The 25992-nt window shown below is 38.8% G+C and carries 29 protein-coding genes, 2 pseudogenes and 1 riboswitch; of the genes and pseudogenes, 23 read left to right on the top strand and 8 right to left on the bottom strand.

Annotated features, from left to right (window positions below; genetic code table 11):
• Window positions 1-645 (top strand): annotated as a pseudogene (locus tag KGF86_RS10700) (nuclease-related domain-containing protein); the annotation flags it as partial.
• A 283-nt stretch (window positions 646-928) separates the two neighbouring features.
• Here KGF86_RS10700 and KGF86_RS10695 read toward each other — a convergent pair.
• Window positions 929-1771, bottom strand: a complete 843-nt coding sequence (locus KGF86_RS10695; protein ID WP_211741825.1) for a glycoside hydrolase domain-containing protein — start codon at window positions 1769-1771, stop codon at window positions 929-931.
• 170 nt (window positions 1772-1941) lie between these two features.
• Here KGF86_RS10695 and KGF86_RS10690 point away from each other — a divergent pair, with 170 nt between their 5' ends.
• Genes KGF86_RS10690 through KGF86_RS10680 form a run of 3 tightly spaced genes read left to right on the top strand, consistent with a single transcriptional unit; the run spans window position 1942 to window position 3799 of the window.
• The gene (locus KGF86_RS10690; protein WP_186869193.1) at window positions 1942-2499 is read left to right on the top strand and encodes an NUDIX domain-containing protein; all 558 of its coding nucleotides are present in this window, start codon (window positions 1942-1944) and stop codon (window positions 2497-2499) included.
• Window position 2500: 1 nt separating this feature from the next.
• On the top strand, window positions 2501-2992 hold the full coding sequence (locus KGF86_RS10685; RefSeq protein ID WP_211741824.1) for an NUDIX hydrolase: 492 nt from the start codon (window positions 2501-2503) through the stop codon (window positions 2990-2992).
• Between the two features lie 33 nt (window positions 2993-3025).
• Entirely contained in the window at window positions 3026-3799 is a 774-nt protein-coding gene (locus tag KGF86_RS10680) for a nucleoside phosphorylase (protein WP_211741823.1), read from the top strand.
• A 383-nt stretch (window positions 3800-4182) separates the two neighbouring features.
• On the opposite strand, the gene KGF86_RS10675 is transcribed toward KGF86_RS10680, so the two are convergent.
• The 3 genes from KGF86_RS10675 to KGF86_RS10665 all read right to left on the bottom strand — a co-directional run bounded on the left by KGF86_RS10675 (window position 4183) and on the right by KGF86_RS10665 (window position 7091).
• Window positions 4183-4950: a class I SAM-dependent methyltransferase gene (locus tag KGF86_RS10675; protein ID WP_211741822.1), complete on the bottom strand. Its 768-nt coding sequence runs from the start codon at window positions 4948-4950 to the stop codon at window positions 4183-4185.
• A gap of 131 nt (window positions 4951-5081) precedes the next feature.
• Window positions 5082-5642: a hypothetical protein gene (locus KGF86_RS10670; RefSeq protein WP_186869196.1), complete on the bottom strand. Its 561-nt coding sequence runs from the start codon at window positions 5640-5642 to the stop codon at window positions 5082-5084.
• A 147-nt stretch (window positions 5643-5789) separates the two neighbouring features.
• The gene (locus KGF86_RS10665) at window positions 5790-7091 is read right to left on the bottom strand and encodes an FAD-dependent oxidoreductase (protein WP_186869197.1); all 1302 of its coding nucleotides are present in this window, start codon (window positions 7089-7091) and stop codon (window positions 5790-5792) included.
• Window positions 7092-7298: 207 nt separating this feature from the next.
• On the opposite strand from KGF86_RS10665, the pseudogene KGF86_RS10660 reads away from it, so the two are divergent.
• The 7 genes and pseudogenes from KGF86_RS10660 (at window position 7299) to KGF86_RS10630 (ending at window position 11473) form a co-directional block, all read left to right on the top strand.
• A pseudogene (locus KGF86_RS10660) lies at window positions 7299-7624 on the top strand (HIT domain-containing protein).
• A 10-nt stretch (window positions 7625-7634) separates the two neighbouring features.
• The gene (locus tag KGF86_RS10655) at window positions 7635-8039 is read left to right on the top strand and encodes a VOC family protein (RefSeq protein WP_211741820.1); all 405 of its coding nucleotides are present in this window, start codon (window positions 7635-7637) and stop codon (window positions 8037-8039) included.
• A gap of 3 nt (window positions 8040-8042) precedes the next feature.
• On the top strand, window positions 8043-8924 hold the full coding sequence (locus tag KGF86_RS10650) for a GNAT family protein (protein WP_211741818.1): 882 nt from the start codon (window positions 8043-8045) through the stop codon (window positions 8922-8924).
• A 148-nt stretch (window positions 8925-9072) separates the two neighbouring features.
• The gene (locus tag KGF86_RS10645) at window positions 9073-9675 is read left to right on the top strand and encodes a zinc dependent phospholipase C family protein (protein ID WP_211741817.1); all 603 of its coding nucleotides are present in this window, start codon (window positions 9073-9075) and stop codon (window positions 9673-9675) included.
• The gene (locus KGF86_RS10640; protein ID WP_211741816.1) at window positions 9669-10184 is read left to right on the top strand and encodes a GNAT family N-acetyltransferase; all 516 of its coding nucleotides are present in this window, start codon (window positions 9669-9671) and stop codon (window positions 10182-10184) included. Before KGF86_RS10645 ends, KGF86_RS10640 begins: the two co-directional genes overlap by 7 nt.
• Window positions 10185-10202: 18 nt before the next feature.
• A complete protein-coding gene (locus tag KGF86_RS10635; RefSeq protein WP_186869202.1) occupies window positions 10203-10691 on the top strand; it encodes an NUDIX hydrolase in 489 nt (162 codons plus the stop codon).
• Between the two features lie 239 nt (window positions 10692-10930).
• Window positions 10931-11473 carry a hypothetical protein gene (locus tag KGF86_RS10630; RefSeq protein ID WP_186869203.1) on the top strand — a complete coding sequence of 181 codons (543 nt, stop codon included), beginning with the start codon at window positions 10931-10933 and terminating at the stop codon, window positions 11471-11473.
• A gap of 35 nt (window positions 11474-11508) precedes the next feature.
• Here KGF86_RS10630 and KGF86_RS10625 read toward each other — a convergent pair whose 3' ends face one another.
• Window positions 11509-12987 carry a DHA2 family efflux MFS transporter permease subunit gene (locus tag KGF86_RS10625; RefSeq protein WP_186869204.1) on the bottom strand — a complete coding sequence of 493 codons (1479 nt, stop codon included), beginning with the start codon at window positions 12985-12987 and terminating at the stop codon, window positions 11509-11511.
• A gap of 160 nt (window positions 12988-13147) precedes the next feature.
• On the opposite strand from KGF86_RS10625, the gene KGF86_RS10620 reads away from it, so the two are divergent.
• The 9 genes from KGF86_RS10620 to KGF86_RS10580 all read left to right on the top strand — a co-directional run bounded on the left by KGF86_RS10620 (window position 13148) and on the right by KGF86_RS10580 (window position 18662).
• Window positions 13148-14035: a TetR/AcrR family transcriptional regulator gene (locus KGF86_RS10620; protein WP_186869205.1), complete on the top strand. Its 888-nt coding sequence runs from the start codon at window positions 13148-13150 to the stop codon at window positions 14033-14035.
• Window positions 14036-14040: 5 nt separating this feature from the next.
• The gene (locus KGF86_RS10615) at window positions 14041-14409 is read left to right on the top strand and encodes a YybH family protein (protein WP_186869206.1); all 369 of its coding nucleotides are present in this window, start codon (window positions 14041-14043) and stop codon (window positions 14407-14409) included.
• Between the two features lie 229 nt (window positions 14410-14638).
• Window positions 14639-15130, top strand: coding sequence for a GNAT family N-acetyltransferase (locus tag KGF86_RS10610; RefSeq protein ID WP_186869207.1), 492 nt, complete (start codon window positions 14639-14641; stop codon window positions 15128-15130).
• A gap of 15 nt (window positions 15131-15145) precedes the next feature.
• On the top strand, window positions 15146-15610 hold the full coding sequence (locus KGF86_RS10605) for a GNAT family N-acetyltransferase (protein ID WP_343221447.1): 465 nt from the start codon (window positions 15146-15148) through the stop codon (window positions 15608-15610).
• A gap of 1 nt (window position 15611) precedes the next feature.
• Entirely contained in the window at window positions 15612-16034 is a 423-nt protein-coding gene (gene fosB, locus KGF86_RS10600; RefSeq protein WP_186869209.1) for a metallothiol transferase FosB, read from the top strand.
• Window positions 16035-16134: 100 nt separating this feature from the next.
• The gene (locus KGF86_RS10595) at window positions 16135-16977 is read left to right on the top strand and encodes a pentapeptide repeat-containing protein (protein ID WP_211742025.1); all 843 of its coding nucleotides are present in this window, start codon (window positions 16135-16137) and stop codon (window positions 16975-16977) included.
• 186 nt (window positions 16978-17163) lie between these two features.
• Complete coding sequence (locus tag KGF86_RS10590; RefSeq protein ID WP_246521463.1) at window positions 17164-17484, top strand: metalloregulator ArsR/SmtB family transcription factor; 321 nt, start codon at window positions 17164-17166, stop codon at window positions 17482-17484.
• Window positions 17477-18172 carry an SRPBCC domain-containing protein gene (locus tag KGF86_RS10585; RefSeq protein ID WP_211741815.1) on the top strand — a complete coding sequence of 232 codons (696 nt, stop codon included), beginning with the start codon at window positions 17477-17479 and terminating at the stop codon, window positions 18170-18172. The genes KGF86_RS10590 and KGF86_RS10585 overlap by 8 nt, the downstream gene beginning before the upstream one ends.
• Window positions 18173-18200: 28 nt before the next feature.
• Window positions 18201-18662, top strand: a complete 462-nt coding sequence (locus tag KGF86_RS10580) for a DinB family protein (RefSeq protein WP_186869212.1) — start codon at window positions 18201-18203, stop codon at window positions 18660-18662.
• A gap of 221 nt (window positions 18663-18883) precedes the next feature.
• Here the strand turns inward: KGF86_RS10580 and KGF86_RS10575 are convergent, their stop codons facing one another.
• Entirely contained in the window at window positions 18884-20113 is a 1230-nt protein-coding gene (locus KGF86_RS10575) for an MFS transporter (protein ID WP_186869213.1), read from the bottom strand.
• Between the two features lie 137 nt (window positions 20114-20250).
• Here KGF86_RS10575 and KGF86_RS10570 point away from each other — a divergent pair, with 137 nt between their 5' ends.
• Complete coding sequence (locus KGF86_RS10570) at window positions 20251-21969, top strand: ABC transporter substrate-binding protein (protein WP_211741814.1); 1719 nt, start codon at window positions 20251-20253, stop codon at window positions 21967-21969.
• A gap of 92 nt (window positions 21970-22061) precedes the next feature.
• On the opposite strand, the gene KGF86_RS10565 is transcribed toward KGF86_RS10570, so the two are convergent.
• A complete protein-coding gene (locus tag KGF86_RS10565; RefSeq protein WP_186869215.1) occupies window positions 22062-22694 on the bottom strand; it encodes a cadmium resistance transporter in 633 nt (210 codons plus the stop codon).
• 169 nt (window positions 22695-22863) lie between these two features.
• Window positions 22864-22965, top strand: a riboswitch (purine riboswitch).
• Between the two features lie 144 nt (window positions 22966-23109).
• On the opposite strand from KGF86_RS10565, the gene KGF86_RS10560 reads away from it, so the two are divergent.
• Window positions 23110-23685, top strand: coding sequence for a xanthine phosphoribosyltransferase (locus tag KGF86_RS10560; RefSeq protein WP_211741813.1), 576 nt, complete (start codon window positions 23110-23112; stop codon window positions 23683-23685).
• A 3-nt stretch (window positions 23686-23688) separates the two neighbouring features.
• Window positions 23689-24975 (top strand): nucleobase:cation symporter-2 family protein, encoded by a 1287-nt coding sequence (locus tag KGF86_RS10555; protein ID WP_211741812.1) that lies wholly within the window; start codon window positions 23689-23691, stop codon window positions 24973-24975.
• Window positions 24976-25080: 105 nt separating this feature from the next.
• Here the strand turns inward: KGF86_RS10555 and pdxK are convergent, their stop codons facing one another.
• Window positions 25081-25896 (bottom strand): pyridoxine/pyridoxal/pyridoxamine kinase, encoded by an 816-nt coding sequence (gene pdxK, locus KGF86_RS10550; protein WP_211741811.1) that lies wholly within the window; start codon window positions 25894-25896, stop codon window positions 25081-25083.
• Window positions 25897-25992 lie beyond the last annotated feature (96 nt).

Raw genomic sequence — 25992 nt, 5'->3', positions numbered from 1 at the left:
AATCACATTTTTCATTACCTACGAATCCCTGATGAATATGGATATTTCCAACTGGATGTTTTCCTATTAACTCGATTATATGGCGTTATTATAGAGGTTAAAAATATTTATGGAACCATATCTTTTGATGATATGGGGCAGATGATCCGTACTGCTAATGAAATAGAGGAAGGATTTCATAATCCACTAGAGCAAATTGCTGTGCAAGAGTATCGTCTTCGTAAATGGCTAAAGCAGAAGAGGTATTCCACCAATGACAGAACCTTACGCGAAAAAGTCATCCACGAGGCACAACTCCTCTCTAAACTGGAAAAAATAGCGAATAAATATGAAAAAACAAGTTTAAACACGAGACAATGGAATAAGTTAACAGAAAAGTTAATAGAAGCCCATACCGAGCAAAAAATTGATATCTTGAACAAATACGGTATTCACAGGGAACAATTACTAAAGGGGATGTTTTGCTATGCTTGTAAACTACCCCCCATGGTTCGAATACATGGAGGTTGGAAGTGTACACAGTGTGGCGAAATGTCTCCCGATGCCCATATGGCAGCCTTTAAAGATTATTACTTGTTGCACGGAAATATGGTGCGTAACAGGGAGGCGCGTGAATTTTTAAATGTCACGTACCTGATATCGTGAAGCAATTGCTACAGAAAGGCCCATTCGAAAAATTAGGAAATGGAAGTGCGACAAAATATGTGATGAATGCTGATGATTGGGTGAAATCCTGAAAAGAGTGCCCCAAATCCTGAAAGAAGCGGCTCAAATACCGAAGAAGATGCTCCAAATCCTGAAAGGTGGAGCTCAAATCCTGAAGAATATGTCAACCCGCCCGGGAGGAGGCACTCACCCCAGGCAAAGCGCCCCCCACCCCAAGCAAAGCACGTCCACCCAAAAAAGCGGGCACCTAGCCCGCTTCCACCTACCAAAGATAATCTAGCATATTATCTTCGAATAGGTTTGTATCAATATTACATGTTTCTGAGTCGATAGCATATTGCCAGCCGTAGACTTTGGCATTTTCTGGCCCTTGAGGATTATATTCTGGGGCATCTTCTTTTGTGGTGATTTCTTCTTGCGGATAAGCTGTCCAAACAATCGTGTTTTCTTGGACTTCTTGTTCCATGGAATTGTATGCATTTAGGAGCTCACTCTCTTCATCAAACACACCATATACCCCGGGTTCATAGTTGGAGTCAGCCATTGTCTCGTACCATCCCTCCATGAACGCTTCGTCAACAGGGTATTCCGGCTCGATATCGACGAATATAGCAACGCCCTCAGGAATCTCCATTTCCTGTGCCATCGTGATGGCTTCCTCTGCATGGGAGACACCGTTATCATACCCGCGAGCATCTTCTACATGATTATAGATAACGAGAATCTGAATGTCGTTATCATGTAGTAGCTGAACTTCATCCGCATCTAAGCCTTCTGAAACGCCTTCCTTCTCGCCAAGATAACGCCCCCACACTACTGGTTCACCAAAATTATCTACTACACAGGCATAGAAATCGTCATCCGTATAGCTTGCAGAGTCAACTCCCCAATGAATTTCATTACTGTTATCGTCCCCAGCTCCATTATCATTATCGTCACCATCCCTGTCCCCGTCCCCATCATTACGGTCCTCATCTTCACGCTCTTCTGTATCTGGATCTTCTGTCTCATCAGTGGTATTGGAGAAATAGGTGAAATAAATGAATAGGGGAATGGCAATGAGGAATATCAAGCATGTTAGGGTGAAAAGCTCTTGTTTCTTCATATGGGCTTATAACCTCCTTTCAACCCCCATAGCATTATATGGTGGTGGGCGAAAGAGGTGCGGGCTAGTGCATAATTTTTATTGCAGGAATATTAAGAAGTTTGTCGAAATAATACTATAGAACTATTTTAAGAAGAGAAGCTAAAAATGTGCTATTAGAGGTGATTTCAGTGGAAAAATGGAGGAAAGTTGCATCGGATTATGTGTTTAAATCACCATTTGGGAATTTACGTAAGGATAAATTAGTACTACCAGATGGACAATTGATTGATTCCTATTATGTCAATGAATATGATGATTGGGTTAATGCGGTTGTCTTAACAAAGGACCAGCATATGGTACTAGTAAGGCAATATCGTCATGCCGCACAAGACTTCTTCTTAGAGGTTCCCGCGGGAAAGGCAGAAGCAAATGAGTCTCATCGAGAGGCAATTATTCGAGAGGTACGTGAAGAAACGGGATATATCTCCGATTCCAGTCCTATTAAATTAGGAGAATTCTATGTCAATCCTGCAACACAGACGAATAAGGTAATCACCTTCCTATTTCTTGATGCGTATCAAGCATTCGAACAGGACTTGGACCCGACAGAATTCATTGATATTCACTTGATTGATATTGAAGAAATGGAAAAGATGATTGCAAGTGGGGAAATTAACCAGCTATTTACCGCAAGTGCCTATTACATGGCGAAATCTTACTTCATGACCCGGTTGAAGGAGAACTAGAATGACTGCCTACTATGTTACTTGGGGAGAAGCAACAGTTAAATTAACATGGAAAAAGGATTTCAATCCTCCAATAGAACTGGTGACAAGTATCCATGGATTTTGCTTTAAGGATGGAAAGATAATGTTGGTTGAGTTGGATCAACGCGGCTGGGATATACCAGGTGGCCACCTAGAACAAGGGGAAACACCAGAGCAATGCTTTCAACGAGAAGTGTTGGAAGAGGGATGTGTGGAAGGAGACTTACTGTTTTTAGGAGCGGTAGAAATAGATCATCATGAGAATCCAACATGGTCTGAAACGAGTAAGTATCCCGTTGTTGGCTATCAATTATTCTATCGAATGGATATAACGAAGACCCATCCGTTTGAGGCAAAATATGAGTCTAGTAGAAGGGTTTTTGTCTCTACAATGGAGATAGCGAACTATTACAATATGCCTGATATTCATCAGGAAATAGTAACGTATGCCTTAGAACTGAGGGAGAAGTAATCGAATAATACCATAAGGAATGGGGGATTTATCGTGAAACTATATGGTGATTTTCAACGAGAGGATTGGATGAAGGCTTTAACGTTAAGCGAAAAAGATATTCCAGAAACTTTTATCCTCCATGGTGAATGGGAACATGAAGAGAATCTGAAACGCTGGAAACAAATTCTAGCTGATGAGCAATTCCTTCCCGAATGGAATACGGTAATTGGTAATCATCAAGGGGTACGAGTAGGATTTTCTAATGTTTTTGGAGGACCAGCTGCCGCCATGACAGCCCATATATTCGGAAGTGTTGGGACGGAAAAATTTATCCAAACAGGGTACTTTGGAGGACTATCACATGATGTTCAATATGGCGATATCCTCATTGTGACGGGAGCTTACATGGAGGATGGTGTATCACAGTGGTATTTACCTGGAGATACGCAAGTGTATGCTGACCCGAAATTAGTGGAGGCAGCAATCCAATATTGTGAAGAAAAAGGCTACCGCTATGTTACAGGGACGGTGATGTCTACTAGTGCCATGTATATGGAAACGACAAAAGTTGTCAAAAGCTGGTCAGAGGATGGCCATCTCGGTGTAGACATGGAGACAGCGACCACCTTTGCCATTTCCAAATATTTCAAACGAAGCGCTATAGGTTTATTAAACTTGTCCGATCATATTATTCAAGGAGATACCTTCTATACGACCACTAATAAAACGAGGGAAATTATGGAGGAAACGGATTGGAAGATTAGAGATCTAGCACTATATCTAGCTTCAGTAAACGTAACCACAAAAGGGGAAGAGACAGTGTGAACGATGTGAAGCCTTTTTGGGGGGATCGATAGTCCTTGCAGGCAGATGTTCAGTTCGAACGAATACATTCGGACATCTACCCCAATTCTGGAAATATATCTACTACACCATCCACGTACTAACAAAAAGGACAATGACTGCTAAACAATGCAGGGATGACACGTGCCAAGAGAAAGGCATCTCCATGTCTCCCTGCATGTTTGAACAGTATAAAGCAATATATCCTCGAAAAAAGCAAGCAGTCCTACCTTGTAATTGGTTGCTCATTCTACAGCATAAGAAATACTTCTGCAGTAAAACAATAGCACGACAAACAGAAATAAGGCCTTCGATCTTATGCCTATCTCTGGAGCTAGTTCGATATCGCTAGTGAACCCGCAAAATTAGACCTTCCTACAAACATAAACCATTTCATAACTATCATTCGTTATCGGACTTTCCTTCCAATCCTGATATACATGAACTATCTCAAATCCGTGCCATGCTAATAGTCGTTCCATTTCTTTAGGAAAAACATATCGCAAACGTATATTAGTTCGCTTCTCATCGACAATCTCTAAGCTAGCGCTTTTATACCGTCTAATCGTCGTATAGTGTTGGATTTGATCCAGTGCATGATAGTGACTAATCGTATACATATCGACAATAGTTCCAGTTTCTTCATCCGTATACGTTCTCCAATACTCTTCTGTACTTGGTTGCAATAATTCCTCAGTACTTGGAAAACGGGTACCAAAGATAAACACACCATCTCGTTCTAAATGCTTGTTAACGGAGGATAGGAATTGATCTTGTGCTTCATTAGTTAGGAAATGCTGAAATGAATTGCCAACAGAATAGATGAGCGAGCTTGCTACGTTTAAATTCAGTTTCGTACAATCTTGTTCAATCCACTCAATAGACAAACCAAGCTTCGTTGATTTCTTGACCGCTTCCTGTAGCATGCCTTTATGTATATCTACTCCAATCAATCTATGGCCATTTTTTGCTAATGGAATAGTAATTCTTCCCGTTCCACACGCTAAATCAATAATGGGACTGTTTGTTTTTTCTGCCCATTTTAATAAATAGGGAAGTTCCTGTACATATGATTCATTTTCTTTATCATATAAAATCGGATCATCATATTCTTGTCCATTTTCGAATGTCATGTTCTACTCCTTTGCCTTCTCTTTACTACAATATTACCACAAAATTCGGAAAAGAGTTTAGAAAACAATACGATAAATCACCCAATAAAAAAATCGTACAGCGCGGTCAGCTGTACGATTCGAATCTTTCTTTACCTTTCTTTACCTAGTCGCTTAACAAACAATGTCAGCCAATAAGATAGAAATGCAATCACTAAATCGATAAGAAATAGGTAAAACATATTCATCCCTTTGTTAAACTCAGACAGTCCCATATAATCCTCGATTGGTAAAAATACAAAGGCGAATACAGCACTAACCAAAATAGCATACAGATAATAATTTTTACCGTGATTCGTAGCATATTGATAGACGAATATATAGCCAACAGGTAATACGGATGACGTCATACTTAAAGCGTATGGCAAAAGGGGAACGATAAAATATTGATGGACGAATAAAGAAGTAAAGCCTAATAACGTATCCGTATAGGTCCACAGCAAATGTATACAAAAACCAAAAAATAATATTTCAAATATCCGAATTCGATCTACGTAAACATATAACAACACTAATGGTATTACTAATAAAGCAAGAACAAGCCAAAATTGCCAATCATCTAGAAAAGAGAATTCTTTCCAATAGGAAATTAAATCTGCGTTTAGCTTATCACGAACTTTATATATTTCATCCCAATATTGGTCTTTACCCATCTTAATCCTCCAAAATAAAAAGATCCACGCTTTCTGTTTATTTTGTGACAAGTTGGATGCTTTATACTAATATGTTCCACTAATTGTGGTCCGGTACATCAAGTTAAAAAAGGGAAACGATGATTATATCGATCCCTTTTGATAGTCCTAAAAATGTTGCTGAAATTTTACTTCCCTCAATGCACTAACTAGCAATTCAGCAGCGGATGGGTGTGGCCCAATTAAACGCTCAGCATCCTCTATGGTGTAATGATGCTGAATCATCCATCCAATCATCGAAATGATATCCTTTGCCTGATGACCAATACAGGATGCCCCTTTAATCACATGCTGTCTATCCCAAACAATCTTGAGAAATCCTTCCCGCTGATTAGCCATGAAAGCTTTAAAGTTCTTCGTGTCATAAGGTGTTTTAAGGAAATATAGATCCTCCCCATTTGCTCGATATTCCCCGATTGTCGCAATTTGAGGATTTTCATTAAATGAAAATGGAAGAATATCAGAGATTACAGCATCCTGTCCTACAGCATGCAATGCCGCCGCTCGTGCCATTGCTTTCGCTTGTACTCCAGTTAAGGAATTTGCTCCTTGCGCATCACCAACAATGTAAATGGATTCCCTAGCTGTCTGACCTAGCATATTGCAATCCACACTTCCATTTTGATTAAGCTGTAGATTAGTATTCTCTATTGCCAATGTGTCCAGATTTGAACGAAAGCCTAAGGTAAGAAATGCTGCTTCAGCTTCAAAGATTTCACCGTCTTGACGAATTGCTGTGACACTGCTATTTCCATTACGTATATCGGTTATCCAAGGCCCTCGTTCAATCATTACCCCAGAATCTTGATAAAGGGCGTGCATGAAGCTAATAATATCGTCATCCAATAATGGGTTTTCCTTTTCAGGAAGTAACCAGGTAACCTTAACCGCTAATTGTCTAAATAAATTCACAGCCTCATATCCGATTGGACTGTCTCCAATAATGATGATAGAAGCAGGGATACTGTTCATCTCGATTAGATTCTGATAGGAAAATATATTTCGTCCATTAGGCTTCATGTTTTCTGGGAATATAGGACGAGACCCGTTAGCAATGATTATTTTTTCACTGGTAAGCAAGAATTCATGATTCGAAGGGGTAATGACATTGATGGTGCTTTCATTTAGGAAGGATGCATGACCATGTACCAGTTGAACATTTGCTTTCTGTAACAAGTCTTGCTGATGTGCAAGCCAATCTTGATAAATACGATGAAATTTAGGATTGGAAAAGGAACGTGCTCTTTTAATTTCTTCTATTTGTTCTAAAAAGATATTCGTATAGCCTGCCTTCCAATCGCCAACTGCAGTATTAGAAACGAGAGTTACCTGATTGGAATAATGACTTGCCACAAGTGCCGCTTCCACTCCTGCTGGTCCCCCACCAATAATTAATACTTCTGTTTTCATTAAACCTCACTCCACTATTATTTTAGACTCCATGATACCGACTAACTTAGTTGATTTTGTACATACTTGACGATTGATAAATGGCCTAGATTCCCGGATTTTTTTACAATCCCTATGGAAAAACATTCCTTTTAGTCTCTATCCTACCACAGTAAATGTTATAATGTTTATAAAATTTATATTTTTCATATCCTGGGGGGAATTCATATGCATGATTTTTATTGTGAAGAGGTACTAAGTGGGAAGACAAAGGTGGAAAAGGTTTGCGAGACAGATCATGTTTTAGCTTATTATCATACGCGTCCGTTCTATCCGTCCATATTGTTGCTATTCCAAAGAAGCATATCCCATCATTGACTAGGATAGACGAAGAGGATAAAGAGATACTGCATGATTTATTAGAGGTTATTCAACAGGTTGCACGTGAAGTAGAGAATGAATATGGTGCTTGTAGAGTCATGACGAACCTAGGGGAGTATCAAGAATCGAAACATCTTCACTGGCATATCGTTTCAGGAGATAGTTTTGCTTAGGAGGGAAGAAATGAAATTCACTCATTTTACGGCAGTACAAGTTCGAATTGCAAGGCCAACCGATAAATTTGACGAGGTCATTCGTTTCTACGAGCAAGGATTAGGGCTTCAGCGGATAACGGAATTTGAAGGGCATAGAGGCTACACAGGGGGTATCATAGGCATTCCAGATGCTTCCTATCATCTCGAGTTTACCAAGCATGTCGATGGCTCTCCATGCCCAGCACCAACAAAAGACAACTTACTAGTATTTTATATTCCCAATCAGGCTGAGATTCTCGTATTGAAAAATAGACTAGAACAGATGGGCTACCCGGAAGTCGAACCAGAGAACCTATATTGGAAGGAACGTGGAGTCACTATCGAAGACCCAGATGGCTTCCGAATTGTATTAATGAATACAAAAGGGATATAACAGATGACATATACAATGAAAAGCTATCAGCCGTCCGATGAATTACAGTTGATAAATTTTATCACCGCATTGGATGAGGATAGCGAGATATTACACCGAATAAGACACTCTACCTATAAGCATGTCTTTTTGGTTTACAGTCAGGGAGAAATAAACGGCATGATAATGGCTTGGAAAAGTAGCTTCCATCCGAATTGTACCTATTTTACTTGTATGGCTCATCATACGGAGGCTGCTAAAGCTTTACTTGCAGAGTTAGAAAGGCATCTTGAACAACAAGATTATCCCTTACAAACCATAGTGGATGAGAACGATCGGTTACATGCCTTTTATCTGGACAATCTGTTCACGATTATCCGAAAAACCTATTTACCGAGAATTAACGTATTAAAGGATCATGCTAGTTTCGCTATTCCGACCAATCAAGTGGTCAAACCTCTAGATGAAGTAACTCCTCATGCTAAGCTAGCCAATCAGCTTGTAGCGCTCGTAAAAAGAAACTATGAGGAAACTCATCTTGTAAATCCAGTCGCAACAATGGAACTTACTAAATGGAGAAATCTTACATATCCTGAGGATTTACTAGCTTCAGGTAGCTTTGTCTGCTTAGACCCGAACGAAGAAAAAATTCTGGCCTATTCCTTTCTACATGAAGCAGAGAGGGATGACATGGTGGAATTAGGTTGGTGTGGTGCATTCGATGAGCCAAGTGCTGCTATCATCCCATCGCTAGTTGTGAAGCAACTTGAGTATGCTATGAGAATCGGCTACCAGTATGTTGAGGGGGAATTCGACACAACTAGTATCTATGCAATGGAAGTACTTCACACACTTTCTTTACCAAAACACCCTGTATCAATTACCTATCAGAAAAGAGGAATATAGACGATGATTTTACATGCCGTTTCAACTGGAACAGGTGACGAGATTCTATTCATTTAACAAGGATTGGAAAAATATACAACAGCCTAAACTATATAATCTAATTGTAGAACAATTTTTAGAGAAGACAAGCCGATAAAGGAGTGGTTATATGGGATCTAGAATCATGCACTTCATCATTGCCAAAAGAATCGCAGAGGAAATTGGTATTAACAATCAGATGGCTTTTCTACTCGGAGGAGTTGCACCTGATGCGGTATATCCTAAAAATAAGTCGCATTTTTTTAAGGGCTCGGAGAAGGATTATTCTACTACGATTGAAATCGATACATTCTTGCAAAAATATCCCGAGCGAACAGACTATGTATTAGGATACTACACCCATTTAATAGCTGATGATGTCTGGATGAATGGTTTTTACTTTAGTTGGCTGAAAAATCGCATGGATCAAGATCAGACACTCCTTGAACAATATCATGGCGATTTTCGTCTGTTAAATGCAAAATTACTTCAACAATACAGTATAAGTGCTAGTATGTTAGATAACCTGACCCTTGAACATATTCATGATTTGGAGGAAGTAAAAGTAAGCGATGTCGAAAACTTCATCCCTTATTTGAAAGGCGATATGGATTATCCGCAAGAACATGTAGATGCCGAATTAAACGTCTTTACGTTTTTGCAGATGGTTGGATATGTTGAGACGTGTATCGAACGAGGGGTGATAAAACTACAGGAGTTGGAAAAATGTTAATAGAGATTCGGAATATCCTGTTTAATGAGCCGGAGATAAATAATATTGCCCGCCTTTATAGTAAAATTTGGGGAACAAGTGCGGAGGAGTTTCTAATCCGCTTTAAACGACATGCCACCTACCCAGGGTTTCGAGGAATTGTAGCAAGTGATGGTGAAGAAATTATCAGCTTAGCTTATGGATACACCTCCATGGAGGGGCAATATTATCATGACCTCCTAAAAAAATCTCTTTCTACTACAGAACAGAAACGATGGTTAGCGGATTGCTTTGAATTAGTTGAATTAGCAGTAGACCCGGCATTTAGAGGAAATAAAATTGGAGAAGCAATATTGTCAGAGATAACAGGGCAGGTCATGAATGAAACAGCTATCTTAACTACCCAAATGGATAACCTTCCTGCTCGAACACTGTATGAAAAATTAGGATGGATTAGCATTCGCGATAATTTTGTTCCAAATGAAAATGGCAAGTCGTATGTTATCATGGGAAAAGAACTTAAAGATTAAGGTAAGGAGAAGATAGCAATGCTTCATTATACTATCGGATTTATCCGGCGTGGTGACGAAATTCTATTATTAAACCGCGAGAAATCTTCCTGGATGGGTAGCTGGAATGGTGTTGGGGGAAAGCTAGATAAGGGCGAATCTCCAGAAGCATGTATTCTAAGGGAAACCTATGAAGAAACGGGAATCGTATTAGAGGAGATCCAGTTTAAAGGATTGGTAACATGGAATGTGGATAACTCCTATACCGGTGGAATGTATGCATTTGTAGGAGAGGTACCAGAGTCTTATCCATACCCTACACCAATAAAAACTGCTGAAGGAATCTTAGATTGGAAGAAAGTCGACTGGATTTTTCACCCAGAGAATACCGGTGTTGCTAATTTATCCTATTTCTTATCTGAAATGTTACAGAATGAGAACGTATATGAGCACCACTTTACCTATCAAAATAGTGACGTAATAAATTTTGAACGTAAAAAACTTTCATTACTAGAAGGAGTAAATTAAGGTACTTTTCACTTCTTATTTCATAAGCCCGAAAGTTAATAAATAATGAACCTATTGCTAAAGCTGAAGAAAAATATGATTTTTTAAATCGTTTTCCAAAAATTTGAAACCTTTTTGCCTGCTAATACGTCTATATATAAGAGCATTATTTGGAATTTTATTATGACATACTAATTTCCCCATATTTCGTATGGAATTGTGCTGGTTATATAGAAAAGTCTTGTATCAGGGAGGAGAAAATGAGAAAGTTATTAGCAATCTTGGTGTTCATCGTTGTGGTTTTAGTTGGGTGTTCATCTCAGACTCTTTATGATGCGATTAGTAAAAGTGAGTTTGGAAAATATGATAAACCGGAGATCTTATATCAGAATGATGATGTCGGGGTCGTTATATTTCTTTCCAAAGATAGTAATGGTGATTTTTATATTTACAGAACGACATATGAATTAACGAAATTTAATCGGTATGAGCTAGATAAGACAGAAATGTTTACCGTGGCTGTTGATATCGGTCGGAAATCGGAATTTGTCCATTTGGATACGATAGGTGAGAATACGGATGAACCAATAAATTTTGTTTGGGGCGGTATTTTTCATTATCCGAAGGCAGAGCATGTCACGTATAAAATCACAGATGGTGATGGTACATTACATGAAAATCAGGTAGAAATTAATAATAAGCATATTTTTGTTGATTTGTTACCAGAGGAGTTTGAAGATACATATTCGATTACATTTGATGTGATCGATCGAGATGGAAATGTCCTGTTTAGCTATAATTAAATACCCCTCCTTGCATATGCAAGTGAGGGGTCGCTTTATTCTTCTATTGGGTCCGGATTTGTTATTGGTACTCGTTTAATAAAGAAGGCTAATACTAGTGCAACGACTACAATTAGTGCAGATATAAAGAATGAGAAATTAATGCCATTTAACATGGCATGATTGGCTATTTGTGCGGCAGGGTCGATGGTTGATTCTGGATCCACTACCTCCATTGGGTCTTGGGTGAGTTCTGCTAGCCTTGCCTCACTTCGGTTATTCATGACAGTAACTAACAGTGCCGATCCAATTGCGCCTGCTACTTGGGATAATGTGTTATTTAACGCCGTACCATGTGGATAGTCCTTGGCCGGTAATTGGTTTAACCCGTTTGTAATGACTGGCATATTAACTAATGACATGGCAAATGCCCGAATACAGAAGATGATTAAAACAAAAAAGTACGATGTGGTCAGCGATAAGTTACTAAATACAAATGTCGTAATTAATAATAAGCTTAACCCAATAATCGACATTACTTTCGCACCATGTTTATCAAAAATTCTTCCTGATATAGGTGACATGATTCCCATTACTAAGGCTCCAGGGAGCATAAGTAATCCAGCCTCGGTAGGTGAAAAATCACGGACGGTTTGAATATACAGTGGAATCAGTATCATGCCGGAGAATAGTGCAAGGGACACCGTTACCGAAATAGCGTTAGATAATGCAAACATAGGGTACTTAAAGATACGGAACTCGAGTAAAGGCTCATCAAGTCTGAACTGACGTAGAACTAGTAACACAAGGGAGATACTACCGGCAGTGATAGTGCTGTATACCCATGGATTTCCCCATCCTATATCACCGGCTGAGCTAAATCCATATAATAGCCCACCAAATCCTATACTAGAAAGTAGAAGCGAAAGGACATCTAGTTTAATTTTATGCTGTGGTGTGAAATTCTTCAGACGGAATAGCGCATATAATAGCGAAATGATGGAGAACGGTAATACAATGTGGAATAACATTCTCCAGCTAAAGTGTTCTACAATATATCCAGATAAGGTTGGGCCTATTGCTGGTGCTACAATCATGACCAGGCCAAAGAAACCCATTACTTGTCCACGCTTTTCAATTGGAAATGCGACTAACATGACATTCATTAAAAGCGGCATCATGATGGCAGAACCCGATGCTTGAATCATTCTAGCAGCTAATAGAATTCCGAATGATGGTGACAGGCCTGCGAGTAGGGTACCTAATGTAAAGAGTCCCATTGCCACAAGGAATATATGTCTATTCGTAAACCGCTGGATGAAAAATGCACTGGCAGGAATTAGAATGCCATTAATTAACATATAACCAGTGGCTAACCACTGTACTGTAGCAGGGCTTACGCTAAATTCATCCATGATAGATGGTAATGCTACATTTAAAAAGGTTTCATTTAATATTGCTACAAAGGCACCAAGAAATAGAATGGCAATAATTCCATAAGGCGCTTTCTGCTCCTGGTTAATCGAATTTGTCATGAACTTTACCTACTTTCTATGCAGAATAAAAATACTTAAGTTTTTTATCCTGTTAGTAAATGGAGTGTAAAGAAAAGATTTCCACTTTTGCCGTTTATTGAAAAAAAGATAATCTTATAGTTAAATGAAACTATACTAACGTTTTAATTAGGTGATTAAATTGAATATAACGAAACGAAAGAAGAAGGTATTAGACACCGCGCATCGACTATTTATCGAAAAGGGGTATCAGGCAACTAGCATACAGGACATCATTGATGAAGCTGAAATCTCCAAAGGAACCTTCTACAATTATTTTGCCTCTAAAAAGGATTGCTTATTAGCAATTATCGAATTAATAGAGACGGAAGGGAATCAAAAGCGTATTGAACTTGCCATAGGAAAAGACAAACAGGATGAAGAGGTGTTCATCAAACAGGTTGCTGTTCGAATCCATATGACAAGAAAGTATCATATACATGCTTTAATCGATAGTGTGATGGAGGGAGATAATCTAGAGATTAGGAAATACTTGAACCAGCAATTTCGTTCAGAATTGCAGTGGTTGGCCACGCGCCTTCGTGAAGTGTATACCCCGGGCATTCCGGATTATGCTTTAGATCAGTCTGTCATGCTATCAGGGATGATCCATCATTTTCTTTATGTGTGGAACATGGGAGCGAACAAAGAACTGGAGGCGGAAAGGGTTATCCGGTTTATTATAAAACGCTTGAAGCCTGTTATTCTAGAACAAGTCGAATCAGGAGAGACATTCTTTGATTACAATTGGCTCTCAGTAGAACCAGATGACATTCCTCCGCATGATAGACTTGACATCCTACTACATGATATCGATCAACTTATCGTTAACGTAAATGGAGAAACCCTAGCCTATTTAACGTTTCTCAAGGAAGAGATAACCTCAAATAGCCCAAGGGAATTTTTAATTGAAAGTGTTCTGTTATCCTTAAAGCAAACATTTATAAAAACAGAGCGAAAACATGAAATTAACCGAATCGTGCAACTAGTGCATCGCTATTTACATGATATGGAGAAGGTGGAGGTATAAAGAGAATGGGATATGAGCAAGCATTAGAAGCATATATTGCTGCAACCAATACACACGATTTTCATCAAGTAAGCATACTGTTAGCAGATGACGCAGTATATTGGTTTTCTGATAAAACATGTCGGTCCAATGCAGAGATTCAAGCATATTTTGAACATGCGTGGGAGACGATTAAAGATGAAGTGTACCGTGCGACAGACATAGAATGGATTGTAGCTGAGGAAAACACAGCAACTTGCATTTATACATATCAATATGAGGGATATGCAAATGGGAAGTTTGTACAAGGTAGTGGGCGAGCTACAAATGTATTTATCAAAGATTCCAATGGGAACTGGAAGCTAGTGCATGAGCATTTGAGTAGCTTAGGTTAAGCTACTAAGAACGTCTTGCTTAAAATCCTGAAGTGCCGTAGGGAAATCCTGAAGCAAGCTCTTAAATCCTGAAAGATACCTTTCAAATACTGAAGCGCCCCTGCAAACCCTGAAGAATATATCTACAGTGGCGTCTTTATATTTCCAATACTAATTAATATCTATTAAAGGATTTTTGATATAAAACTAGAATTATAGAGTAGGAACATTATTTGGAGGGTTGTTCGTCATGATTCGATTACTAGAGCCTGCTGATGCTAAGTTATATGCCGAATTGCGCCTAGAGGCATTGCAAGAAAATCCAGAAGCTTTTTCAGCAAGTTTCGAGGAAGAGAAGGACAGACCAATTCAGCATTATGAGGAAAGATTTCAGCAGAAACACTATAATTTTGGTGCATTTGATGAAGGGAAATTAGTCGGAGTAGTGTCACTAGTTCCAGAAACCAAGCTCAAATTGAAGCATAAAGCAAATATTTTTGCGGTATATGTGACCCCTTCCCACCGAGGAAAGGGAGTTGGAAAAGCACTGCTGGAAGCGGCGATTAATCAAGCCAAGCAAATTGAGGGAATAACAAGGATAAACATTGCGGTGGTATCAGTTAACCATGAGGCAAAGGCACTTTATAAACGCTTAGGGTTTGAAACATTTGGAATAGAAGAGAAAGCATTAAAAGTAAAAAATGTTTATCTGGATGAAGAATATATGGTGCTAACCTTATAGAAGTGAGGGGACAACGTGGAGCTGACGACAAGTAAAATGACAGATCATTATGCAATTAAGATTTTGGAATGGAAATATGAGAAGCCGTATGATTTTTATAATAATGTGCTTTCAGGTGATGCGATCATCGAATTAACTAGTAGCTCCTATAAAGCGATCCTATCTAAGGATAGGGTGGTGGGCTTTTATTGTATGGGAAAAGATGCACAAGTATCTGCCGGGAATGAGGTAGGTGCGTATGAACGTGAATGTGAGGATATAGGGTTAGGAATGCATCCAGAATTAACGGGAAAGGGATTCGGGACACCGTTTTTCGCTTATATTTTGGAAGACATTTCTATGACTTCCCCATGCTTGCGACTTACCGTGGCAGATTTTAATAAGCGGGCGATACGACTTTATGAGAAATTTGGTTTTGTAAAAGATAGAGCGTTCCATCGTGATGAGATGAAATTCATTGTGATGATAAAGGAGACATAAGATGAAACTGGCTGGAATCAATCATGTGTTATTTTCTGTTTCTGATTTAGATCGGTCGATTACATTTTATGAACAAGTTTTTGGTGCCAAGCTGCTCGTTAAAGGCAGAACTACGGCTTATTTTGACCTAAATGGTTTATGGCTAGCATTAAACGAAGAAAAGGATATACCCCGTAACGAGATTTATCAGTCCTATACCCATATTGCCTTTTCCATTGATGAAAAGGACTTTGAGACCTATTATAAAAAGCTTTCAGATCTACATGTAACGATATTGCCAGGAAGAAAACGAGATATTCATGATAAGAAGTCGATTTATTTTACCGATCCTGACGGCCATAAATTTGAGTTTCATACGGGTACACTATCGGATAGGATTGCTTATTACAAGGAATCTAAGCCACATATGGAATTTTTTAAGTAACAATGTGATTCGACTATTATTAGCTGCTTTTATTGATTCGAAAAGTTTGCTTGTTGTAACTACTATCGCTACCGTAGAGGAGAAATATAATATGGATCACATGTATGAACAAAGAAATCCAAGTGATGCGATACACCATCATTTACGTGCCGATTGCGCGAATTGTTTCGGTTTATGCTGTGTAGCGTTACCTTATGCAAAATCAGCGGATTTTCCGTTTGATAAAGATGGAGGATCGCCTTGTCGACACTTACAGAATGATTTTCGTTGTCGTATTCATGCAAGCCTTCGAAATAAAGGCTTTCGAGGTTGTACGGTGTACGAATGCTTCGGCGCAGGTCAGAAGGTTTCTCAGATTACCTATAAGGGGGAGGACTGGAAGCATAATCGAGAGATTGCTGAGCAAATGTTTGTGGTTCTTCCGATCATGCAGCAACTCCATGAGATGCTCTATTACATACAGGAAGCACGTCAAAGAGATGCAGCCCAACACCTCAATCAAGCATTACAGCAGGCATTTGACAAAACGATGGAGTTAACCTATCTTAGCCCTACGAAACTATTAGAGCTTGATGTGCCACTGCATCGAGCAATAGTAAATGAATTACTAATACAAGTAAGTGATTTAGTACGAGACCCATTCCAATCGAACAGGCAACCTATTAAAAAAAGAGGAAGTAGCCTAATTGGTGCTAAATTAAAGGGGGTTGATTGGAGGGGAGTAAGTCTACGAGGCGAAGTGCTGATTGCAGCAGATCTTCGAGGAGCAGATTTACGAGCGGTTGACTTTATTGGTGCAGACTTACGGGATGCAGATTTAAGTGGTGCTAATTTAGTGGGGAGTATTTTTCTCACCCAAGCACAGATTAATTCTGCTAAAGGTGATACAAGAACGAAACTACCAGCTACACTACAGATACCTAAACATTGGTTATATCACTAAAGAAAGGAAACTTGGCTTATGGAGCAAGTTTCATTTTATAATATCCTCCAATCTTTAGGGCGCTATTCTGTCATATATTGAATCCATCGTTTCTCTATATTATTTATCAATGTGGTTGACGCTTTCAATTCTTTTCTGATACACTACATATAACTATTAGGTTATATGTTGGAGGTGAGGGATACGATGCCAGATGTTTATCGAGCTTTAAGTGATTCAACGAGACGGGAGATAATGAAGCTACTGAAAGATAAGAGCCTGACACAAAAGGAGATAGTCGAGGCATTTGATATCTCTCAGCCAGCTATTAAGAAGCATTTAACAATCCTGTTGGAGGAAGAAATCATTACCGTAACAGTACAAGGGAAATACCGACTGTATACGTTAAACCGTGACATGTTACAACAGGCATTTCGTGAAATGCTTCATTACATCGGAGATCTACTAGATGATCAGCTTGCTAGCTTGAAAAAATATGTAGAAAAGGGAGAAATGAAGGATGACTAAAGTACGAGATTCTGTAAAAAGAGAAATAATAGTAGATGCTCCGCTAGAAAAGGTTTGGGATGCTTTGACGAAGCCGGAACATCTTAACCGCTGGTATACGAAAGAAGCGAATATGGACTTCCGTGTCGGTGGGAAGGGATATATGAATCATGGATGGGGAGCAACCTCAGAAGGAATGTATACGGAAATCGAGGCAATGAATCGTTTTGTATTACAAAGCTTTGACGGAAATTTTGCTACAATTACGGAGCTAGAAAAAGTAGAAAACGGGATTAAAGTGAGTATCGAATACCGAGCACCATTTATTAACGAGATGGACGTAGCATCGAAAGAAAATATGTTATTTGGAACAGGGCAATTTTTAGCAAATTTGAAAGCGGTCTATGAATCAGGTCAGGATAATCGGCAACACTTTTGGCAAACATGGATTGGTGTTACGCATACATCTATGGTAGGTGGGGGGACTAAGATTGTTAGCGTAATAGAGGATTCTAATGCAGCCAAAGCGGGTTTGTTAGCAGGGGATATTGTAAACGAATTGGATGGGGAACCGGTTCTAGGCTATGAATCTTTTGAAAGACTCGTAAACAATAAAGCGATCAACCAAACTGTGCAGTTAAAGATTGTTAGAGACAAGGAAGAATTTGCTCTTACTTGTGAGGTAGCGGCTTATCCAGTAGCATACTAGTTAATACATTTAAAAGGGGGAGAAGAGGATGAAGAAAACATTTCAGCAATTTGAAGAAACGATAACGGAGGTACTAGCTTTAAAAGATCAGAAGGATTCTTTCTTAACCAATCCAATTAGTGAGGGCAAATGGTCAATAAGGGAAATTATCGGGCATTTATATTATTGGGATAAGTTTAATCTAGAAGAAATGGTCCCACACATGGCTCAAGCTGCAAAGCTACGGGAGTTTCCAGACCATGATACACATAATGAAGAAGCCATTTCCTATTTAACAGGCCAATCAGTAGAATCCATCATCGACCTCTTCGTTGCCACTCGCAAACAACTCACCAAAAGCATGTTAGACATTGGAGAAGAAGTGAAATTTACGATTGGAAAAGGAAAAAGACAATTTACTACAGAAAGTTTTACCAAGATATTTTTAAAGCATGATGTCCATCATTTGAAACAAATTAATGAGAAGCTACAAGAGATAGGGGCTTCCTGAATCATTCGGTAATAAAGTAGAAAGATTCAGTAGACCACGTTGGGAAAGTAGTCACCTTTGAAAAACTTAGTGCGTGTATCGCTGAAGTTATGTTCCTTTCCTTTGGTAGATAAGTGGTTGAACTGAAGAAGTTTACTTGCAAACTTCTTCGGTTCAAGAGGGAAGGTCTATGTTACGCTTGGATGTTTTATTGCTAGATTGTTATGACTCCAAACTTGACCCTATACCAACTTTCGAAATGGATGAAAATACAATCGAACAAATAGAGTCAAGATAATTGTTCCAGAAATAGCAAATAAAATCGGTATCGGTAGCCATTCTGCCCACAAACCAGAAATCGTTAAACCGAGCGGTAAGGTTAGCTTCATTAGCATGGACGATGTTCCAGCAACTCGACCTAATAAATGATTCGGAGTGAATTCCTGGCGTATCGTAAAGTATACAATATTAGAAATCGTTGTGGAAAACGTACGTATACCTAACGCAATACCGATGGTCCACCAGGAGGGTGCTATAATTAAGCTGAACATGCTGACAATATCAAATACTAAACAAAACGTGTAAATATTACCCCGTCCCCATTTTTTTCGAACCCAGCTAACAACGGATGCACCAAGTAACCCACCGATGGCAGAAATAGAGAACATAAGTCCGATCTGATCTTCAGTTGCACCTAACTGATCGGTTACATAAAAGACTAGCACCCCAATTACAAGGCTTGAGGCAAAATTGATAAACAAAACGGTAATCGTCGGTGTTAACAATATTTTATTCCGTATCAACTCATCAATGCCTTCCTTCATCTCCTTCCCAAAGCTTTTACTTTGTTCCGTTTTTTGCGGGTTAATCGGTATCTGCATGAAGCACATGCAAGCAAAAAGAATCAATAAACAGCAAGTATAGATGGCTAATGTGGAAGTAAAGGAAAATAAAACGAGTAATGCTCCTGCGATACCTGGACCAATAATACTTATTAAGGTACTAACAAACGTGAGCTTTGCATTCGCAGAAGTTAGCTGCTCCCTAGAGACGATTTGCGGGATCGTGGAATGATTCGCATTCCCAAATGTATACCCAGCACACGAAAGGACAAAACCAAATACATATAAATGCCATACCATAATCGTGTTTGTAAAAAGTAAGATAACAATAAAGGCCATTGCAATAACTTGAATGAGACTTGTCCACTGAAGCATTCTTTTTCGATTAAATCGGTCCACTAACACCCCAGCGATCATGCCGATAATAATATTAGGAAAGAACTCGATTGCTCGCATTGTACTCATAGCTAGTGCAGATTGTGTAAGCTGATAGATTAATAGTGGAATGGCTACCGAATACATTTGTGAACCGAAGTGAGAAATCGCATTGCCCCCCCAGATCAGTAAGAAATTTCTATTACGCCAAAGTGATGCTTGTTCTTTTGGTTGTTTTATTGCTTGTGCTTCCATTTACATACCCCTTTCATAAAAACAATCGTAACTTCTTAAAAGGTGAATAAAAAGTGAGAAAAAGAATAATGATAGTTCACCTTTTTCGGTTAGAATGCTATAGTTGTAGAAAAGTAAAGGATTTCTAGGAGGTACGGATGAAATATCGGGACCATTTAAAAGTGTTAATGAACTATTTTAGCCCAGCTACACCAGTGGAAACGACAATAGCGGATCTAAGCAACTTGTTAAATTGTAGCGAAAGACATACAAAAACGGTTATGAAGTCACTTCAGGAGCAAGGAGATATCAAGTGGGATGTCCATAAGGGGAGAGGTAAGAAGCCTCAGCTCACCATTCTCCTGTCCGAAGAGCAGTTATTATTTCAGGAGGCTAAAAAGCTCGCTGGTGATGGAAAGTATCGTGCAGCCTTTGAACTTGCGAGGTCATTACATACATATCAAGATTTATTTAGTCAATGGTTTGAAGCGGGTTTAGGAATCATCAAGAAAACAGAGGAAAAAGAAGAACTAGATGTATTACGCTATCCTTTTTACGAAACAAATCTATCATTAGATCCATTGAAAATTTTTTCCAGGCATGATAGCCATATGGTCCAACAAATATTTGAGAGATTGGTAGAATATGATGCACAATCAGAAACATTATTACCAAGAATTGCAAGGAATTGGGAGTCAGATGATGGGAAAAGGTGGACATTTTATCTAAATAAAGGTGTCCGTTTTCACCATGGTCGGGAGCTGACTAGCAAAGATGTAATGGATACGATTGGAAGATTGCCTCAGAAACATGTCATTATGAGGTTAATCAAGGAGATTCATACACCTAATCCGTATGTCGTTATTTTCCATTTAGATCAAGTAGACTATTTATTCCCTCGTTATTTATCGGGGATGAAGCTATCGATAGTTCCAATGGAATTGATTTTAGATGATGAATCCCATTTTCGTACGAACCCAATAGGCTCTGGTCCATACCGATTGACCGTTCACGACGAGAATTTGGTACGCCTCGATATATTTCCAGACTATTACCGTGAACGACCTTGGCTTGATCGAATTGAAATGATTAAAACAAATGATTTCCAACCTAAAGCACCTCATCCACTTCTTTTACGAGCACCGGATGAATCATGGCAGGGACACACTGAATTGGAAGAAGGAGCAGATTTTATTACGTTAAACTGTAACCGTGCATTGATGAAGGATATTCATGTTAGAAAACAGATTTGTCAGTTAATCAATCCAACTGAGTTTTGTCTCGGGAATGAAATGGTAGCACATAGCTTTCTATCTTATCGGAGCATGGCAAAAGACGAGGATGAAAGCCTACCTTGCTCCACTAATTTTAACGGGGAAATGACCCTTACCATTGCAGCCCAAGAAATCCGGGATGGGGTAAATCATGAAAGGGAAGCACTGATTTTTCAGGAACAATTGAAACGTGTAGGGATTGCTTCAACCATTGATATTCTGAATGTGACAGACCTATGCAAACCGGATGTTTTAATGAAATATGATGTTGTGGTAGGTGGCATTGCGCTATCTGAAGATAAATTGCTATCCTTAATCATTTTGATGCAATCGAATGAATTAGCGGTTTTCCCTTCTTTGGATGAGGAAACAAAGAGAATCGTACATTCGTATATTGAGAGGATTAGGATGCTTCCTGATGATCTCTCTCGCTGGGAAGTATATGTTGAGCTTGAAGAATATTTAAAAGAAGCCCACATTCTCTTTTTTCTAACACATCGCTCGCACACGATCTACCAGCCAAAGAATAGTGAATATGTCCATTTGGAGTTGGATCATCATGGTCGGGTAGATTATCGAAAAGTGTGGAAAAGGTATGGATGATAGACGGATGTTTAAATAAACTACCACATTCACTAGAGTGTTAGCGAATGTGGTAGTTTTTTCTTATGCCGGTGGAAAGATTTTATATTTTCCTATCTGTTAAGAAAGTGTTCCCAAGTCCCGCTCGAGATAATCACATGAATTCCAATCCCGATAAACACAAAGGGGATAACGATGCCACCGTATTTTTCAACGGCTTTTTTAATTATAGGTAGTGTTGCTAATCTGAAGCCAATATAACACCAAACCGCAATAAGGATACTGAAGATAACGACAATGACGAGTATTTGGGATAGAGAATACAGCGCAAAGAAAGGGATATATATACCAATATTGTCCCCACCATTTGCAATGGTAATGCTCGCTACTAGAAACGTATTATTTAAAAAAGAGTTCCTTGGGTGAAGCTTTAATACTGGTTTTTCTCCTTCAACTAGGCTTGATTTAGCATTTCGAAAGTTATTCAAGAACATATGAACTCCGATGAATATGGGAATAAGTCCTAATAGACCAATCCAGTGTTCGGGAAACAGTAAGAGACCAAAAGCAACGATGATACTAAAGCATGTTAACAGACCAATCCCTAAATATTGTCCGATAACGATATGATGTGTTTTAAAGCTACTATTTCTCATGGAATACAAAGACATCAAGACGATCATATCATCTAAGTTGGTTGATGCAAATGCGATGATTCCTGAGATGATCACGTCAACACTAGCCATATTACGATCTCCCCTTTTCTTATCAATAGTTAATGATGAATAAAGAAAAAGTGTGATAGTATAGGCTTTGCTAGCCATGTAAGCATTATTAGTGAAGTCATTTGTTAAAATCTGAATCTTTTTATTTTAAATTTACTATTGATTTTGTCGAAAATTGTTCGTATACTAATAAACAATTTCATATTATTTTCATATAATCGCGGGGATATGGCTCGCAAGTTTCTACCAGCTTACCGTAAATGAGCTGACTATGAAAAGTAGCCGAATGATATGCACTCAGGACATGAGTGGATATTTATTCTATTTTTCGACAAGCTTTTAGCTCGAAAACATTACTTTTTTCATAGTAATGTTTTCGAGCTTTTTTGATAGGAAAATACTTTTCATTAGCTTTAAACAGAAAGGAAAGAAGTCTATGAATCTACTGAAACAAGCCATTATAGAAAAAGGGGAGGCATTGTCCGATGAGGTATTAAAAGTAGATGCGTTCTTAAATCATCAAATTGACCCTGTCTTAATGGAGCAAATTGGTAAAGAATTTGCGGAGCGATTTCAACGAGAAGGGATTACGAAAATCCTAACCATTGAGTCATCAGGGATTGCACCTGCTGTAATGGCAGGCCTTCAGTTACATGTTCCTGTTGTGTTTGCACGAAAGCGAAAGTCATTAACATTAGTAGATAATTTACTAATCGCCAAAGTACATTCTTTCACCAAAGGGGAAACGAATGAAATTTCAGTTTCCAAGGATTATTTACTCGATGAGGATGTGGTATTGGTATTGGATGACTTTCTTGCGAATGGACAAGCAGCGCTAGGGTTAGTGGACATTGTAAAGCAAGCAGGAAGTACACTAGCAGGGGTTGGTAGTGTGATTGAAAAAGGGTTTCAGCCTGGTGGTGATATGCTAAGAGAACAGGGTATTCGTGTTGAATCGTTAGCTATCATTGATTCATTAGCAAATAAGCAAATTAGCTTTCGGGAGGAATAGTGGATGAAGACAGCAACACTAGGTATTCAACATGTATTAGCAATGTATGCGGGGGCAATTTTAGTTCCACTTATTGTCGGTTCATCACTTGGTCTAACACCAGAGCAGCTAACCTATTTAGTTGCGATTGATATTTTAATGTGCGGGGTAGCAACCTTATTTCAGGTCGTCTCTAACCGGTTCTTCGGGATTGGCTTACCGGTTGTACTGGGGTGTACGTTTACTGCAGTGGGACCAATGATTGCGATTGGGAGTCAGTATGGGATTAATGCGATGTATGGTGCTATTATCGCCTCAGGTTTGATTGTTGTATTAGTTAGTGGAATTTTTGGGAAGCTTGTCCGTTTATTCCCACCAATTGTAACAGGAACCGTTGTAACGATTATTGGGGTCACTTTAATTCCAGTTGCGATAAACAACCTTGGTGGTGGGCAGGATGCAGGAGATTTTGGCTCAATGCTTAACATTTCATTAGGATTTGGAACATTAGTTTTTATTATCCTCATGTATCGTTTTACAAAAGGCTATCTGCGCTCTATTTCTATTTTAATCGGCTTAGTCGGTGGAACGATAATCGCAGCTATGTTGGGGAAAGTAGATTTTACAGTGGTGAAAGAAGCGTCCTTTTATCATTTACCAGAGCTATTCTATTTCGGTACACCATCATTCGAATGGGCACCAATTCTAACCCTTACATTAGTGGCGTTAGTTTCGCTAGTGGAATCTACAGGAGTCTATTTTGCATTAAGTGATATTACAGAGAAAAAAATTACAGAAAAAGATCTATCTAAAGGGTATCGTGCGGAAGGATTAGCTATTTTCCTCGGTGGTTTATTTAATGCGCTACAGTATACGACATTTTCACAAAACGTAGGGCTTGTGCAAATTACTGGGGTTAAAACAAGAAAAGTTATTGTTGTAGCTGGCGTTATTTTGATTGCTTTAGGACTAGTACCGAAGATTGCAGCATTGGCTACTATTATTCCAAATGCTGTATTAGGTGGGGCAAGTATTGCGATGTTTGGAATGGTTATTTCTCAAGGAATTAAAATGATAAGTAAAGAAATCTCGAAATCAACTGGTAATTCTATGATCGTGGCTTGTTCCATAGGAATGGGGCTTGGTGTTACGGTAGTACCAGAATTATTTGCAAAATTACCAGAAAGTATCCAAATTATTACTAGTAATGGGATTGTAGCAGGAAGTATTACCGCAATCGTATTAAACATTCTTTTTAACATGCTACCATCAAAGAAACCAGTACCAGTCATGATGGAGAAAGAAGCTTAGAAGCGCTGGTAATTATAGAGGGATTAGTGAAGTAAAAGAATAAGAGATTGGGATAAGCGATATTGTCCCAATCTCTTTCGTTTTAGCCAAATAGAATGTGGCTTATTAATTATTCGCCTCAAACTTATGATACGCACCATGCATTACAGGGCCAACATACTCATTTAGTCTCCAGCCATGTTTAATTGCAGCAGAAACAAATTTCTTCGCATTTGTAACCGCATCTTTTACCGATTGACCATTTGCTAAATTAGCTGTAATCGCAGCTGCAAATGTACAACCCGCACCATGGTTATACGTCGTATCAATTTTTTCACTTTCAAGTAGTGTGAAATCTTTTCCGTCAAAGAATAGATCCACTGCATTTTCGTGTTGAATTGCACGTCCACCTTTAATGACAACATTCTTCGCACCAAGCTCATAAATCTTAGTCGCAGCTTCCTTCATATCATCGATTGTTTTAATCGGACCAGAAGTTTGTGCTAACTGCCAAGCTTCAAATAGGTTAGGTGTTGTCACTAAAGATACTGGAAGTAATACTTCACGCATTGCATCGGTATTTTCCGGAAGAAGAAGCTCATCTTCACCTTTACATACCATAACTGGGTCAAGTACATATTTATCAATTTGGTGCTCAGTAATTTTCTTCGCACCAAGCTCTATAATATCAACCGTACCGAGCATACCCGACTTCATGGCATCGATTCCGACTGATAGTACGGTTTCTAATTGTTTTTCCACCACATCTACATCAATTGTGGTTACATTATGATTCCATCCATTTGGTTCCATCGTTACGATCGATGTTAAAGCATTCATTCCATACACACCATGTTCTTGGAATGTTTTAAGATCTGCTTGAATTCCTGCTCCACCACTTGTATCAGAACCTGCTAGGGTTAATGCTTTATTTAATGTCATGATAAATCCCCCTTGAAATTAAACCTACACAACTACTAGGATATAATATTTTTAAAGTAAAATAAAGAATACATGCTTAGGATTCCCTTAATTAGT

Source organism: Ornithinibacillus massiliensis (genome assembly GCF_018310345.1).
GTDB lineage: Bacteria > Bacillota > Bacilli > Bacillales > Amphibacillaceae > Ornithinibacillus > Ornithinibacillus massiliensis.
The sequence above is the reverse complement of the archived record's forward strand: the minus strand, read 5'-3'. Positions and strand labels throughout refer to the sequence as shown.